Here is a 15,962-nt window from a genome sequence, read left to right on the forward strand (position 1 = left end):
GCAAGCCTTGTACTGGCAAGTCTTGTCGAGATGGGCTATCAGCGCGGTCAGGTTGCATCTAACTGGGATTTCATCGGTCGGCGGATGACGCGTCTTTCGCATCTCACCTTGCGCAATTTCCTGATCGCGCTCCACGACCTGCTGGCGACCACGGCGGCGCTGTTCGCAGCCTTCTACCTGCGTTTCGAGGGCGGCGACGGCTTCTTCGACCGCCTGCCGCTGCTGTTCCAGATCCTGCCCTATTTCCTCGCCTTCAGCGTGGTCGTGTTCTTCCTCTTCAACCTGACCACGACGAAATGGCGCTTCATCTCGCTGCCTGATGCGCTGAACATCATCCGGGTCGCGACCGTGCTGACGGTTGCCCTCCTGGCGCTCGACTACATCTTCGTCGCCCCCAACGTCCGCGGCGCCTTCTTCCTCGGCAAGGTGACGATCGTCCTCTACTGGTTCCTCGAGATCGCCTTCCTCAGCGCGTTGCGCATGGCCTATCGCTATTTCCGCTATACGCGGGTGCGGCGGCATGCGAGGGGCGAGGATGCCGCGCCGACGCTGCTGATCGGCCGCGCCGCGGATGCCGAGGTGCTGCTGCGCGGCATCGAGAGCGGCGCGATCAAGCGCATCTGGCCGGTGGGCGTGCTGTCGCCGTCGAGATCCGATCGCGGCCAGTTCATCCGCAACGTGCCGGTGCTGGGCGACTTCGACGACATCGAGGACGTCGTCGGCGACTTCGCCAAACGCGACAAGCCGATCGCACGCCTGGTGATGACGCCGTCCGCGTTCGAGCCGGACGCTCATCCGGAATCGATCCTGATGCGGGCGCGCAAGCTGGGCGTGATCGTCAACCGCATGCCCTCGCTAGAGAGCGGCGACGCGCCGCGCCTCACGGCCGTCGCGGTCGAGGACCTCCTGCTGCGGCCGAGCGAAAAGATCGACTATGAGCGGCTCGAAGCGCTGATCAAGGGCAAGGCTGTCATCGTCACCGGCGGCGGCGGATCGATCGGGTCCGAGATCTGCGAGCGGGTCGTCGTTTTCGGCGCCGCACGCCTCCTGATCGTGGAAAATTCCGAGCCGGCGCTCTATGCGGTCACGGAAGCGCTCGCCGCGCACGGCACGACGGCCGCGATCGAGGGGCGGATCGCCGACATCCGCGACCGCGAGCGCATCATCCGCCTGATGGCGGAGTTCAAGCCGGACATCGTGTTCCATGCCGCCGCGCTCAAGCACGTGCCGATCCTGGAGCGCGACTGGAGCGAGGGCGTCAAGACCAACATCTTCGGTTCGATCAACGTTGCCGATGCGGCGCACRCCGCCGGCGCCGAAGCCATGGTGATGATCTCGACCGACAAGGCGATCGAGCCGGTGTCGATGCTCGGCCTCACCAAGCGCTTCGCCGAGATGTACTGCCAGGCGCTCGACCACGATCTTGCCGCAGCTAGCGGCAGTGCCAGGCCGCCGATGCGGTTGATCTCGGTCCGGTTCGGCAACGTGCTGGCGTCGAACGGCTCGGTGGTGCCGAAGTTCAAGGCCCAGATCGAGGCCGGCGGCCCCGTAACGGTGACGCATCCCGACATGGTCCGCTACTTCATGACCATCCGCGAGGCCTGCGATCTCGTCATCACGGCGGCAACGCATGCGCTCGGAACGCAGCGTCCCGACGTCTCGGTCTACGTGCTCAACATGGGCCAGCCGGTGAAGATCGTCGATCTCGCCGAGCGCATGATCCGCCTCTCGGGCCTCCAGCCCGGCTACGACATCGAGATTGTGTTCACCGGCATGCGGCCGGGCGAGCGCCTGCACGAGATCCTGTTCGCCTCCGAGGAGCCGACCCGTGAGATCGGTGTCGCCGGCATCATGGCCGCGCAGCCGAACGAGCCGCCGATGCAGACGCTGCGCAAATGGATCGCGGCGCTGGAGCAGGCGATCGCGCGGGACGATCGGGCCACGATCAAGACGATCCTGAAGGACGCGGTTCCGGAATTCGGGTCGACTGCGGCTTGACCATGCAGTCTCAAGGCAAGATCGTCGTCGCGAGCCAGCACTATCCGCCTGATCCGAGCACGACCGCCGCGATCATGGCGGAGATCGCCTGCCGCGTCGCCGTCGACCATGAGGTCATCGTGCTGTCGGGCTCGCCCGGCGAATTGCCGGCCTCGCAAACCGGCCCGGGCAAGCCGCGCGTAATTGCCATCAAGAACCGGATGGCGGGAAAGGCCGCGCTGGTGCGGCGTGGATTGTCCGAGCTGCTGTTCGCGGCGCGCGCATTCTTCGCGCTGATCTGGGAGCTTAAGTCGGGTGACGTCGTGGTCACCGTCACCGCGCCGTTCATGCTGCCTTACGCGGTCGCAGCCGCGGCAAGGTGCAAGGGCGCGCGCTCGGCGCTGATCATGCACGACCTCTTCCCCGATGTTCTCGTGATGGCGGAAATCCTGAAACCCGGCTCGTTTGTGACGCGGACGATGCGCGCGGCCAACAGCCTGATGTTCCGCGCGCTCAATGCCGTCATCACCATCGGCCGCGATGCTGAGCGCCCGCTCTTGAGCTATTCCGGCATGACGCGGAACAAGATCCGCTTCATCCCGAACTGGGCGACGCTCGTACCCGCGGCGCGTCCCCTGTCGCAGGACAATCCGTTCCGCAAAGCGCTTTCCGCCCAATTCATTGTCGGCCTGTCGGGCAATCTCGGCTTCACCCATGATCCGGAGATCGTGTTCGAGGCGGCACGCCTTTTGAAGGACGAGCCGGACATCCACTTCCTGCTGTCCGGCTGGGGCATCGGCTTCGAGCGGCTGAAGCAGTTGCAGGCCGAAGCGAACTTGCCCAATGTGTCCTTCGTGGCGCGGGTCGCGGATGCCGAGCTCGAGGCGTTCCTGGCGGCTGCCAATCTCTGGATCATTCCGTACCGGAAGGACGTGGCGGGGGTGTCGGTGCCGAGCCGGTTCTACAATCTGCTGGCGGTCGGCCGTCCCGTGGCGCTGGTCTCCGAGCCGGAGGCCGAGGCTGCGTTGACGGTGGTGGAGAACGGGCTCGGCTGGGTCGTGACGCCGGGCCGCGCGGATCAGCTCGCCGACGCAATCCGCGCGGCATCCCGTTGCGACGCCGCCGCCATGGCCGAACGCGCGGTGAAGGCGGCGGCGAGATTCGACCGGACGACCGCGATGAACGCCTATGCCGGGCTGATCGACGAATTGTTGCGCAACCCCGATCTGGCGGAGCAACGATGAGCGAGCGAAAACCGGTCGTGCTGGTGACAGGGGCGAGCGGCTTCGTCGGCTGCCATGTCGCGCCTGAGCTCTCGCGCGCCGGATGGTCGGTCCGCCGCGCGGTGCGCAGCCCGGAGGGGATCGACGACGAGGTCGTGATCGAATCGATCGGCCCCGATACCGATTGGCAGGCGGCGCTCGAAGGCGTCGATGCCGTGGTCCATCTCGCCGCGCGCGTGCATCACAAGCACGAGGAGCACGCGGTCCAGCTCTACCGCAACGTCAACATCGCCGGCACGCTGCACCTGGCGCGCTCCGCGGCGACGGCGGGCGTGCGCCAGTTCATCTTCGTCAGCACCGTTCTCGTGCACGGGCGCAGCAATGAAGGCCGCGCGCCGTTCAGCGAGGAGGACATCCTCACGCCACGCGGCCTCTACGGCATGTCCAAGGCCGCCGCCGAGGCGGGCTTGAGGACGCTGGCGCGCGACAGCGACATGAAGATCTCGGTGATCAGGCCGCCGCTGGTCTATGGCGCGGGCGCCAAGGGCAATTTCGCGCTGCTGAAGCGCGCGGTGAATCTTGGACTGCCGCTGCCCTTTGGCGCGGTCCGCAATCAGCGCGCGTTCCTGGCCGTGCAGAATCTGTCGTCGTTCATCCTGCGCCGGCTGGCTCACCCCGATCCCACGAGCAATTTCGAGATCTTCCTGGTCGCCGACACGGAACAGGTCTCGACGCCCGAATTCATCGAGCGGCTGGCGAAGGCAGCCGGCAAGACCTCGCGGCTGTTCGGCATGCCGCCGGACCTGCTCTCAACGCTGCTCAGCGTGATGGGCCGGCAGGATACCCATGACAGCCTGATCGGCTCGCTCGAGCTCAACCTCGCCAAGGCAATCGCGACCGGCTGGCAGCCGCAGGTCTCCCTCGACGAGGGCCTGCGGCTCGCGCTGTCGGCTCAGGACGCCTGAGGTCGGGAGAAAYGGCGCAGCACGAATCCGATCGCGATCGCGCCCGCGACCAACGCGAGCCATGTGACCGAGGTCGAGTTCGCGCGAACCGTGACGACGGCAAGCACCGCCAGCAATAGATTGAGCGCGAACACGTCGCCGATCACGCGGCGGACCGTGAAGCCGTTGTCGGTCGCGCGCTGGTAGAAGTGCGAGCGGTGCGCCGACCAGAATTGCTCGCGCCGCGCGATGCGCCGAAACAGCGTGATGGTGGAATCCACGAGGTAATAGGCCGGCAGCAGCAGCGCCGCGGCGGGCTGCCCGTGCCAGGAGAGCTCCAGCAGGCACCAGCCGAGCAAAAGGCCGATCGGCAGGCTGCCGACATCGCCCAGGAACACTTTTGCGACCGGACGGTTGAACGGCGCAAAGCCGATCATGGCGCCGCAGAGCGCCGTGGCGATCAGCGCGGCGGGCCACGAGAGATCACCGAGTAGTCCCAGCAGCAGCAGCGCTGCGGTGACGGGCACAACTTCCGCGACCGTCATCAGGTCCAGCCCGTCCATGAAATTGACGAGGTTCACGAACCAGACGCCAGCGAGCAGGATGAGGCCGCGCTCGAGCGGAAGCGGCAGTGCCGGCACGATGCGCGCGGTCTCGGGCGCGGTGAACACGACCGCGCCGACGCAGGCTGCTTGCAGCGCGAGCCGTGCCAACACCGGCAGCGACACGATGTCGTCGGCGAATCCGACCAGGGCGATCACAATCGTTGCAATGACCAGCGCCGGCGGGATCGCAACGTTCGCCCAGGCGGCCCAGGCCGATGCGACCAGCAGCGTGGCGGTGATCACCGCGATGCCGGCGCCCTGCGGGGTCGGAATGCGATGCGAGGAACGGGCATTCGGTCGCGCCAGGGCATAGCGCTGGAGCAGGGGACGGCTGGTCCAGGTGATGATCGCCGACATCAGCGCGGCGACCGCGACGGCAAGCAGCGAGGACATGGCGGCAACAGCGTCGATGGCTGGGCTCACTCCGGCACTCCGAGCGGCGCCGACCCCTTCGCGGCCTTCTCCGCGCTGAGGATCCAGACCAGACCGCCGATCGCGCCGACGATGAAGAGCACGGCGCCGAACAGCAGCGAGACGTTGACGCCTTCGTTGGCGGAAAGCCCGGCGAAACCGAAGGCCAGGCCCATCGTCGCCTCGCGCACGCCCCAGCCGGCGATCGAGATCGGCATCAGGGTGATCAGCATGATCGGTGGAATGAGGAGAAATGTCTGGCCGAAGCTGACGGGTGCGGCGATCGACTGCACCACGCACCACGCAATGACGACGGCGAGCACGTGAACGAGAAGCGACAGAATTGCGACGATCGGTCCACGCTTGGCGTTGAAGATCACGCGGTTGGCAATCACGGCGCAGGCGTGGATGTGATGGGTGGCCCACCAGGTCTTCAGCCACGACCATTTCAGCGCGCCGAAGATCAGGAAACCGACGCCGCCCGCGAGCGCGGCGAAATCGACGAGCAGCAGCGCCGAGCGTCCGTGCGGATCGGTGATGAGCTCGTAGCTCCAGGGCAGGCTCGCGACGACGACGATCGCCAGCGCGACGAGGCCGATCGCGCGGTCGACGAAGATCGAGTAGGTGGCCGCGCGCCATCCGGCGCCGGCGCGCGCGACCAGCCACAGCCGGACCGCATCGCCGCCGATCGCGGAGGGTAGCGTCTGGTTGAAGAACGCGCCGATCACGTTGTAGCGCATCGCGCGGCCGAGCTCGAGCGGCGCGCCGCATTCGGCGCTGATCTCGCGCCAGCGGACCACGCCGATGAAGATTTGCAGGAACGTGACCGCGATCGCCATGGCGATCCAGAGCAGGCTGGTCGCGGTCAGGCGCGAAAACAGTTCGGACAGATCGACCTTGCGCAGCGCCAGGTAGAGCAGCGCTCCGGAAATCAGGATTTTGGCCGTCGACAGCAGGATTCGGCGCATCTCGCCCGCTTGATCAGGGTTTGCGAAGATTTGAGGCAACCCGACGCGAGGCGTCGAATTCGGCCGCTTTGGTATGGTTTTGGCGCCGATCTTGCAATAGCGCTTATCTGGAGCGGTGACGAATAGCGGCGAGGCTATTGCGACGGCCTCGATACCGCGGCTAAAGAGGCGCCGCGGGGCCGGCTTGGGGATCGCGTGGCAACAGATCGCTTGGGAACAGGATGACGGATCAGGCGATTTTGGTCACGGGAGCCGCCGGGTTCATCGGCTTTCACGTCGCCCGGCAGCTTCTGGCCGAGGGGCGGCCCGTGGTCGGGCTCGACAATCTCAACAGCTATTACGATCCGGCGCTGAAACAGGCGCGCCTGGCGCTGCTTCGGAGCGATTCCCGCTTCGCCTTCGTCGAGGCCGATCTCGCCGACCGCGAGACCATCGCGGCGCTGTTTGCGCGACATCGATTTGACAAAGTCGTGCATCTCGCGGCCCAGGCCGGCGTGCGCTACTCGATCGACCATCCGCACACTTACGCCGATTCCAACCTCCAAGGCTTTCTCAACGTGCTGGAGGGCTGCCGCAACAACTCTTGTCGTCATCTCGTCTACGCCTCGTCATCCTCCGTTTATGGCGCCAACACTAAACTGCCATTTGCCGTGCACGACCGGACCGACCATCCCGTGAGCTTCTATGCCGCGACCAAGAAGGCGAACGAATTGATGGCGCAGTCCTACAGCCATCTCTACCGGCTGCCGGTCACGGGCCTGCGCTTCTTCACCATCTACGGCCCGTGGGGCCGGCCCGATATGGCCCTGTTTCTGTTCGTGAACGCCATCATGACGGATCGTCCGATCCGGCTCTTTAACCATGGCAAAATGCGTCGCGACTTCACCTATATTGACGACGTCACCCGTGTAGTATCCAAGCTCATCGATCGGGTGCCCGCGGATGACCCGGCTGCCGCAAATGCGCCGTCTAAGGTCTACAATGTCGGCAACCACCATCCGGAAGAGCTGATGCATGTCGTCGGGCTTCTGGAGCAGGAGCTGGGTCGGACGGCAATCAAAGAATTGCTGCCGATGCAGCCGGGAGACGTCTTGGAAACGTTCGCAGATGTCGAGGATCTGACGCGCGACACCGGCTTTGCACCGTCAACGCCGATCGCGCTCGGGGTCCGTAATTTTGTCACCTGGTATCGGGACTACTTCAAGGTTTGAAATGACGATGGACAAACGCATTATCCCCCTGATCATGTGCGGCGGCGCCGGCACGCGGCTGTGGCCGGCTTCGCGCGAGGTGCGCCCAAAACAGTTCCTGCCGCTGTTCGGCACGCGCTCGACCTTCCAGGACACGCTGCTGCGCGTGTCGGATGCCTCGCTGTTCGATCGTCCGATCGTCATCACCAATGCGTCCTATCGCTTCATGGTGCTGGAGCAGCTCGCCGAGATCGGCATCGAGGCCGACGTGATCCTCGAGCCGATGCGGCGCGATTCCGGCCCCGCGATCGCCGCGGGCGCGGTGTTCGCGCAGAACCGCGCCAGTGACGCGATCGTGCTCGCGCTCGCCGCCGACCACGTGGTGCAGGACAACGCAGCGTTCGTCGCGGCGTGCCGTGAAGGCCTCACCGCCGCGAGCGCCGGGCGCATCGTCACCTTTGGCGTCAAGCCGGAGCGGCCGGCGACCGAGTACGGCTATATCAGTCCGGGCGAGGTGATCTCCGGTGAGGTGCACGCCGTCGCGCGCTTCGTCGAAAAGCCTGATGCCGTGAAGGCGGCCGACTACGTCAGTTCGGGCTATCTCTGGAACAGCGGCAACTTCATGTTCCCGGCCACTGTCCTGCTCGACGAATACCGCAGGGTCGACGCGGCGAGCGTCGAGGCGATCTCCAACGCGGTGAGCAATGCCGGCCGCGATCTCGGCTTCGTGACGCTGGAGCCCGAGGCGTTCGGCGCGGCGAAGGCGATCTCGATCGACTATGCGGTGATGGAGAAGACCTCGCGCGCAGCGGTCGTGCCCGTGTCCTGCGGCTGGTCCGACGTCGGCTCCTGGCACGCGGTGTGGGAGTTGTCGGAGAAGGACGCGCAAGGCAATGCTTCGCATGGCAGTGCGGTGTTCGAAGACTCCCGCAACTGCAACGTCACCACAGATGCAGCGCTGGTCGCGCTCGAAGGCGTCGACGATCTCGTTGTGGTCGCCACCGCGGATGCGGTGCTGGTCTCGCGCCAGAAGGATGCCAACGGCCTGAAACGCCTCGTGACGAAGCTGAAGGCGGTCGCGCCGAAGGTCACCGAGGAGCATCTCAAGGTGCACCGGCCCTGGGGCAGCTACCAGTCCGTCGACAATGGCGAGCGCCACCAGGTCAAGCGCATCGTGGTCAAGCCGGGCGGGCGGCTGTCGCTGCAGAAGCATCATCATCGCGCCGAGCACTGGATCGTCGTCCGCGGCGCCGCCCGGGTGACCGTCAACGAGACCGTCAAGACGGTGCACGAGAACGAGTCCATCTACATCCCGATGGGCGCGGTGCACCGGATGGAGAACCCGGGCAAGATTATGCTGGAACTCATCGAGGTCCAGACCGGCAGCTATCTCGGGGAAGACGACATCATCCGGATTGAAGACGACTATCAAAGGTCGTAACCAGCAAGCTCCGAATCACGCGACCCGGGCCGGAAGGCGCAAGCTTTTGGCGCTAAGGCCCGGGGAACGTGTAACTTTTTGAATCAAATCGTGTCCGGTCAATTCGGCTGACGTTCGCCACAAATGTGGCGCCCGTGCTAGAAGCGGCCCGGGGATTTGCGTTGAATCGGGGTTTGCTCAGATGAGTTCCAAAGGGTTTGCACCGGCAAAGGCCGGCTTGCGCGTTGGCGTCGTTGGCGCGGGCGTGATGGGCAGCAACCATGCGCGCGTGCTCGCGGGCCTTCCAGGCGTCAGCCTCGTCGGTGTGGTCGATCCGTCGCCAGCGCATCTGACGCGCACCACCGAGCTTGCCAGCTGCCAAGGTTTCGAGACGCTCGACCAGCTCCTCGCCGAAGGCGTCGACGCCGTCACCATCGCCGCGCCGACCCATCTGCATCACGAGGTCGCGCTCGCCTGCATCGCCAGGAACGTCCACGTGCTGGTCGAGAAGCCGATCGCCTCCACGGTCGCGGAAGGCCGCGAGATCGTCGCCGCCGCGCAAAAGGCCGGCGTCACGCTGATGATCGGCCATGTCGAGCGCTTCAATCCGGCGGTCGCCGCCGTCAAGCAGGCGATCGCGGGCGAGGACATTCTCTCCATCGCGATCACCCGCGTCGGCCCGTTCCCGCCGCGCATGTCCAATGTCGGCGTCGTCATCGACCTTGCAGTGCACGACATCGATCTGATCCGCTGGTTCACCGAATCCGACATCGTCGAGGTGCAGCCGCAATTGTCGAGCGCGGTCGCCGAGCGCGAGGACATCGCGCTCTTGCAGTTCCGCACCGCCAACGGCGTGCTCGCGCACATCAACACCAACTGGCTGACGCCGTTCAAGGCGCGCAGCGTCACGGTCGCGACCCGCGGCAAATACGTGATGGGCGATCTGTTGACGCGCCAGGTCACCGAGTGCTTCGGCTTCAAGCCGGACGGCAGCTATTCGATGCGGCATCTGCCGGTCGGCCACGACGAGCCGCTCCGCGCCGAGTTGATCGCGTTCCTGAAGGCCGTCCGCAACGGCGAGACGCCGGCGGTCACCGGCGACGAGGGCGTCGCCAGTCTCGAGATCGCCACGCAGTGCCTGGAAACACCGTCCCGGCCCGCAGCCACGTCGTCCGCCCGCAAGGGTCCGCGCCGCGTCGCGGGCTGATCTCTTCTCCATGTCGACCGCTCAAAACCCGCAAGGCGCCATGAACCAGCATCTGCGTTCCGAACCCATTCCCTTCGTCGACGTCGCCTCGCAGCGCCGCCGGCTCGGCGCCTCGCTCGATGCCGCCGTCAAGCGCGTCCTCGACCATTGCCAGTTCGTCAATGGTCCTGAAGTCGCCGAGCTCGAGAAGCAGCTTGCGGCCTATAGCGGCGCCAAGCACGTGATCGGCTGCGCCAGCGGCACCGATGCGATCCTGATGGTCATGATGGCGAAGAATGTCGGCCCCGGCGATGCCGTGCTCTGCCCGTCCTTCACCTTCATCGCAACCGCGTCGCCGGTGGCGCGGACCGGCGCGACGCCTGTTTACGTCGATGTCGATGAAGCCACCTTCAACATGAGCCCGGAGTCGCTGAAGCGCGGCATCGCGACCGCGCGCAGGGCCGGCCTGAAGCCGGTCGCGGTGATTCCGGTCGATTTGTTCGGCCAGCCCGCCGATCACGATGCCATCGCCGAGATCGCCAGGGCCGAAGGCCTGTTCGTGCTCGACGACGCCGCCCAAGGGTTTGGTGCGAGCTACAAGGGCCGCAAGCTCGGCACCTTCGGGCTCGCCACCGCGACCAGCTTCTTCCCGGCCAAACCGCTCGGCTGCTTCGGCGACGGCGGCGCGATCTTCACCGATGACGACGAACTCGCCGCGACGCTGCGCAGCATCCGCGTGCACGGGCAGGGCGTGGACAAATACGACAACGTCCGCCTCGGCCTGACCGGCCGGCTCGACACGATGCAGGCCGCGATCCTGATCGAGAAGCTGAAGATTTTTGACGACGAGATCGCCGCCCGCAACAAGGTTGCGGAGCGTTACGCGCGTGGCCTGTCCAACGTCGTCACCGTGCCGCGGTTTGCGCCGGGCAACACCTCGGTCTGGGCGCAGTACACGATCCGTCTCCCTGAGGGCACCGACCGCGACGGCTTCGCCGCCGCGCTGAAGGCCCAGGGCGTGCCGACCGCGATCTATTACGGCAAGTCGATGCACCAGCAGACCGCCTACAAGCAGTATCCGGTCGCCGACGGCGGCCTGCCGGGCTGCGAGAGCCTGTCGCAGGACGTCATCAGCCTGCCGATGCACGCCTACCTGACCGAAGCCGACCAGGAGCGAATCATCGCCGCAGTGCGCGGCGCGATCGCGGGCTGATTTCGCTGTTTTGCCCTTCTTTCCCTCTCCCCCTGTGGGAGAGGGTGGCATAGGCGGCCTTCGGCCGCCGTCCCTTAAGAACGCCGATGCTTTGCATCGGCTATGGCGATAGCGGCGAGACGGGTGAGGGGTCTCTCTCCGCACGGAAAGCTGGGAGAGAGACCCCTCACCCGATTGAGTTTGTATCTACCTGCGGCGCTGCCCTCTCCCACAAGGGGAGAGGGCACAGCAATGCACATCGCAAGCCGAACGCCCGTCTTTTTTGATCACGTCAAACTTCAAAGCCTTATCGTTGGGCTGATAAGTCTCTAAAACAGACGCATGCTCGGACGCATCTTCACGGTTGGTGGTTACACGCTGCTCTCGCGGCTGACGGGATTCGCCCGCGACATCATGCTTGCGGCGATCCTGGGCGCCGGCCCCGTGGCCGACGCCTTTTTCGTGGCGCTGCGGCTGCCCAATCATTTCCGCGCGATCTTTGCCGAGGGCGCCTTCAACGCCGCCTGGGTGCCGGCCTATGCGCACGTCCATGGCGAGCGCGGGGAGGGGGCGGCAAGACTGTTCGCCGACCGCATCTTCACGCTGCTGCTGGCCTCGCAGGTGGTGCTGCTGATCGCCGCCTGGCTGTTCATGCCGCAGGCCATGAGCATTCTGGCGCCGGGCTTTTCCGAGGATGCCGAGCAGCGCAAGCTCGCGATCGAGCTGACCCGGATCACCTTTCCCTATCTGCTGCTGATCACGCTGGTGACACTCTACGGCGGCATGCTCAACGTGATGCAGCGCTTTGCCAGCGCCGCGGCGGCATCGATCTTCCTCAACATCTCCATGATGATGACGCTGGCGCTCGCCGCATGGTTTCCCAGCGCAGGCCACGCCGCCGCCTGGGGCGTCTTGATTTCCGGCTTCCTGCAATATTTCCTGCTCGCGGGCGATCTCGCGCGCCATGGCGGCCTGCCGCGCTTTGCGCCGCTCAAGCTCGACGAAGACGTCCGCAGCTTCTTCAAGGCACTGGGACCTGCGACGCTGGGCTCGATGGGCACACAGGTCGCGCTGTTCGCCGACACCATCATCGCGACCTTCCTGCCCGCAGGCGCGCTGTCGGCGCTCTATTATGCCGACCGCCTCAACCAGCTACCGATCGGCGTGATCGGCATCGCGATCGGCACGGTTCTGCTGCCGGAGATGTCGCGGCGGATCACCGCCAACGATCATGACGGTGCGATGAAGGCGCAGCGCCGCGCCTTCGATTTCACGCTGCTGTTCTCGATCCCGTTCGTGGCGGCCTTCATCACCGTGCCCGACGCGATCATGCGTGCGCTGTTCGCCCGTGGCGCGTTCTCGAAGGCCGATGCCGCCGCCGCCGGCGCCACGCTCGCGGCCTATGCCATCGGCCTGATCCCCTTCGTGCTGATCCGCAGCGCGGTCGCGACTTTCTATGCCCGCAAGGACACCGTCACGCCAGTGCGCGCCTCGCTGACCGGCATCGCGGTCAACGTCGCCCTGAAGGTGGCCTTGATGGGATCGCTCGCCCAGATCGGCCTGGCGCTCGCAACCGCCGTCGGTGTCTGGACCAATCTGCTGCTGGTGCTGTTCTTCGCCGTGCGGCGCGGCTTTCTCGTGCTGGACCGCGCCTGGCTGTTGTCGCTCGCCAAATTCCTGCTGACCGGACTGATCCTCGCCGCCACGTTCTGGCTGATCGCGCGCTTCAGCGGTTCTATGCTGGGCTCGATGCACTTCCGCGATGAGCTGATGCTGGTGCTGCTGGCCGTCGGAGGCACCATCGTCTACGCGCTCGCGATCCTCATCCTGTTCGGCCGCAGCTGGTTGGTCTCGCTGGTGCGTGGCTAGGCCTGTATCAATCCGACGGGCCAAAGCCTGCTGCAGCAGGCGAGACACGCCGGAAGCAGCCATCGCGTATATGGCTCTCCTCTGGTTCCCGGTACATGGTAACGTTTAACCTCGGTCGAGTTCGAAAGGGTGCGGTCTCACCAACGGTTATGCGATGACCAGACGGGCGAAAAAGGCGACCTCGCCGCGGAAAGGGCGGGTTGGTGCTACCCTTGCGTCCCCCAGTTTGCGGGGTCGCGTGCAGGACATTGCGCTGATCGATCACCTGATCGAACGGATCGACCAAGGTGGATCCACGCTTGTTATCAGCGGTGAGCCCGGCATCGGAAAATCTGCGCTCCTCGATGTTGCCAGGCACAGAGCCAGTGAACGCGGCTTCTCCGTCTTGAGCATGACCGGCGTCCTCGCCGAAGTCCATTTGCCGTTTGCAGCACTTGAACAGGCCTTGCGTCCGCTGATGAAAGGGGCCGAGGGCCTTGTCCCTCGCCAGCGATCGGCCTTGCTGGCCGCTTTTGGCATGCATGACGACGCGGGGCCGCCCGATATCTTCCTGGTTGCGCTCGCGACGCTGTCTCTTCTGAGCGAAAGGGCGACGCGCGAGCCTCTGCTGCTTGTTGCCGACGATGCCCAATGGCTGGATCAGGCGACCTTTGAGGTGCTGGCCTTCGTCTCGCGCAGACTGAGCTCGGACCCGATCGTTCTCGTGGTCGCCATGCGCGACGACTTCAAGAGTTCGCTTGGCGACGCCTCCACCCTGAGGCTGCGCCTTTCAGGGCTCGATCAAGCCGACGCCGAGCGCTTGCTGGACGCCAACGCGCCGGGCCTTCTGGCGGAGCTGCGCAGCCGCTTCCTTCGGGAGGCTTCGGGCAATCCGCTGGCCCTTGTGGAGCTGCCCCGCGGAGAACGAGCCGCTGGAGATGCGCCGTGGCTTCCGCTGACCGACCGGCTCGAGCGCGCCTTCTCCAGTCGCTTGTCCGACCTCCCGCACATCGCGCAATTGCTGTTGTTCGTGACGGCGGAGAACGACGGGACATCGCTCCACGAAATCCTTTCCGCCGCCGAAGCCGTGTTGGGCGAGCGCGTGGGTATCGATGCCATCGCGCCCGCGGTCGCCGCGAAGCTCATCGAGATCAACGGGACGGAGGTGAGGTTTCGGCATCCGCTCGTTCGCTCCGCCATGCACCAGGCCGCCGACCCGGCGACCCGCCAAAGGATCCACGCCGCGCTTGCTGCCGTGATTCACGATCAGCTCGACCGCCAATTGTGGCATCGTGCCGCAGCAACGATCGGACCTGACGACGAGCTCGCTGGCGAATACGACCTGATGGCGGCGCGCGCGTTGCGGCGCGGCGCCGTGGCGATGGCGATCGAGGTTCTGGAAAGCGCGGCACGGCTGAGCAGCACGGCGAAGGCGAGAGGCGACCGGCTGTTGCGAGCGGCCGAACTCGCCGCCGATCTGGGGCAGCCGGAGCTCATGGAGCGCCTGCTGCGGCAGGCCGACATCGACGAGACGAACCAGTTGGCGCTGGTCCGGATCGCCTGGTGCCGTGAGATCAGCCAGCCCCCGGCGGTCAACGATCCCGCGAAGATTCTCGCATTGACTGGGTTCGCCGCGAAAGCCCACGCCGCCGGCGCGATCGATCTGGCCGCCAATCTTCTTTGGCGAGCCGCGCAACGTTGCTGGTGGAGCAGCGCAAGCGATGAACTCTGCGCAAGGGTTCACGATGCGGCTGCGCGGCTGGAATTGCCTGACGGGGACCCCCGCCTGATCGCGATATCCGCTTACGTCGAGCCGCTGCGGCGGGGGGCGGACTTGTACCTCAAGCTTCAGGGGCTTGCGGGAACGGCGCACAGCGACCCCACCGTTGCGAGCATCCTCGGTAGCACCGCCAATGTCATCGGGACCTTCGACATCGGCGTGAACTTTCTCGCCGAGTCCAGTGCCGTGCTGCGCATGCAGGGACGGCTCAGCGATCTCGCCCGGGTGCTTTTCGCCCAAGGGTGGGCGGAAATGGAAGTGGGTGACTGGCGGGGCGCTATGAGGGAGGCCGAGGAATCCGCCCGGCTTGCCGAAGAGACCGGCGGGCTTCCGTGGATTGCCGCAGCCACGATCCTGAAAGCCAGGCTCGCAGGAATGCAAGGCAATCTGGAGCAATCCGAAGCGTATGCGGCGCAGGCGGAAGCCCTGGCCCTGTCCATCGGCGCGAGTTTCCTGCTGGCCATGTTGCAGATCGCACGAGGCGTATCCGCAATCGGCGCGGGCCGTCATTGGGAGGCCTTTGAGCATCTGCGACGCCTGTTCACGCCGGCCGATCCCGCTTTCAATTTCGGCCTTCAGTTCTTTGGCCTTGCGGATTTCGTGGAGGCCGCCGTGTCGTCCGGCAATGCGGACGAGGCGAGCCGCGTGCTTGATGAGATCGAGCGCGCCTCGGCTCCGACGCCGGTGCCGTGGGTCGGGACGATGCTGCAATATGGCAAGGCGTTCCTCGCTGCGCCGGAAGACGCCGAGCCGTTCTTCCTGCAAGGTCTTGGACTGCAAGGTCCTGGACTGCAAGCTCCTGGGCCGGCCGCGAAGAAATGGCCGTTCCTGCGAGCCCGTTTTCTCCTGGCCTATGGCGGATGGCTGCGCCGCCAGCGCAGATCCGCCAATGCGAGGGCTCCGTTGCGCGAGGCACGCGACATGTTCGATGCGCTCGGCGCTTCGCCCTGGAGCGATCGGGCCCGCGAGGAACTGCGCGCGTCGGGCGAAACCAGCCGCCGGCGAACCGAACAGGTGTGGGACACGCTGACCCCGCAGGAGCTTCACATCGCGCAACTCGCCGCCGAAGGTCTCTCGAACAAGGAGATCGGCGCCAGACTGTATCTGTCCCACAGAACTGTCGGGTACCACCTGCACCGGATCTTTTCGAAGGCCGGAATCACCTCGCGGTCCGGGCTACGCCCCGTTCTCGCAAGCATCAGCCGCCCCGCGGACTGA

The 15,962-nt window shown here is 65.7% G+C and carries 11 protein-coding genes; 9 read left to right on the plus strand and 2 right to left on the minus strand.

What is annotated here, in order from left to right:
* The first annotated feature begins 84 nt into the window (after positions 1–84).
* From AB4Z51_RS02200 to AB4Z51_RS02210, 3 genes are read left to right on the plus strand one after another with little or no spacing between them, the layout of a single operon-like run.
* Positions 85–1,998 carry an SDR family NAD(P)-dependent oxidoreductase gene (locus tag AB4Z51_RS02200; protein ID WP_441496952.1) on the plus strand — a complete coding sequence of 638 codons (1,914 nt, stop codon included), beginning with the start codon at positions 85–87 and terminating at the stop codon, positions 1,996–1,998.
* Between the two features lie 2 nt (positions 1,999–2,000).
* On the plus strand, positions 2,001–3,221 hold the full coding sequence (locus AB4Z51_RS02205; RefSeq protein ID WP_441497015.1) for a glycosyltransferase family 4 protein: 1,221 nt from the start codon (positions 2,001–2,003) through the stop codon (positions 3,219–3,221).
* Positions 3,218–4,165 (plus strand): NAD-dependent epimerase/dehydratase family protein, encoded by a 948-nt coding sequence (locus tag AB4Z51_RS02210; RefSeq protein WP_441496953.1) that lies wholly within the window; start codon positions 3,218–3,220, stop codon positions 4,163–4,165. The genes AB4Z51_RS02205 and AB4Z51_RS02210 overlap by 4 nt, the downstream gene beginning before the upstream one ends.
* On the opposite strand, the gene AB4Z51_RS02215 is transcribed toward AB4Z51_RS02210, so the two are convergent.
* Positions 4,153–5,172 carry an MraY family glycosyltransferase gene (locus tag AB4Z51_RS02215; protein WP_441496954.1) on the minus strand — a complete coding sequence of 340 codons (1,020 nt, stop codon included), beginning with the start codon at positions 5,170–5,172 and terminating at the stop codon, positions 4,153–4,155. The two genes, AB4Z51_RS02210 and AB4Z51_RS02215, sit on opposite strands and share 13 nt — an antisense overlap.
* Positions 5,169–6,128: a lysylphosphatidylglycerol synthase transmembrane domain-containing protein gene (locus AB4Z51_RS02220; protein WP_441496955.1), complete on the minus strand. Its 960-nt coding sequence runs from the start codon at positions 6,126–6,128 to the stop codon at positions 5,169–5,171. The genes AB4Z51_RS02215 and AB4Z51_RS02220 overlap by 4 nt, the downstream gene beginning before the upstream one ends.
* Positions 6,129–6,349: 221 nt before the next feature.
* On the opposite strand from AB4Z51_RS02220, the gene AB4Z51_RS02225 reads away from it, so the two are divergent.
* The 6 genes from AB4Z51_RS02225 (at position 6,350) to AB4Z51_RS02250 (ending at position 15,962) form a co-directional block, all read left to right on the plus strand.
* Positions 6,350–7,339: an SDR family NAD(P)-dependent oxidoreductase gene (locus AB4Z51_RS02225; RefSeq protein ID WP_441496956.1), complete on the plus strand. Its 990-nt coding sequence runs from the start codon at positions 6,350–6,352 to the stop codon at positions 7,337–7,339.
* A 7-nt stretch (positions 7,340–7,346) separates the two neighbouring features.
* On the plus strand, positions 7,347–8,759 hold the full coding sequence (locus AB4Z51_RS02230) for a mannose-1-phosphate guanylyltransferase/mannose-6-phosphate isomerase (protein ID WP_071917338.1): 1,413 nt from the start codon (positions 7,347–7,349) through the stop codon (positions 8,757–8,759).
* Positions 8,760–8,940: 181 nt separating this feature from the next.
* The gene (locus tag AB4Z51_RS02235) at positions 8,941–9,945 is read left to right on the plus strand and encodes a Gfo/Idh/MocA family protein (RefSeq protein ID WP_028153038.1); all 1,005 of its coding nucleotides are present in this window, start codon (positions 8,941–8,943) and stop codon (positions 9,943–9,945) included.
* Between the two features lie 40 nt (positions 9,946–9,985).
* A complete protein-coding gene (locus AB4Z51_RS02240; protein WP_441497016.1) occupies positions 9,986–11,137 on the plus strand; it encodes a DegT/DnrJ/EryC1/StrS family aminotransferase in 1,152 nt (383 codons plus the stop codon).
* Between the two features lie 321 nt (positions 11,138–11,458).
* On the plus strand, positions 11,459–12,985 hold the full coding sequence (gene murJ, locus AB4Z51_RS02245; protein ID WP_441496957.1) for a murein biosynthesis integral membrane protein MurJ: 1,527 nt from the start codon (positions 11,459–11,461) through the stop codon (positions 12,983–12,985).
* Between the two features lie 238 nt (positions 12,986–13,223).
* On the plus strand, positions 13,224–15,962 hold the full coding sequence (locus tag AB4Z51_RS02250) for a helix-turn-helix transcriptional regulator (RefSeq protein ID WP_441496958.1): 2,739 nt from the start codon (positions 13,224–13,226) through the stop codon (positions 15,960–15,962).

Origin of the sequence: Bradyrhizobium sp. 2TAF36, from assembly GCF_052114925.1 — a bacterium.
Lineage (GTDB): Bacteria > Pseudomonadota > Alphaproteobacteria > Rhizobiales > Xanthobacteraceae > Bradyrhizobium > Bradyrhizobium barranii.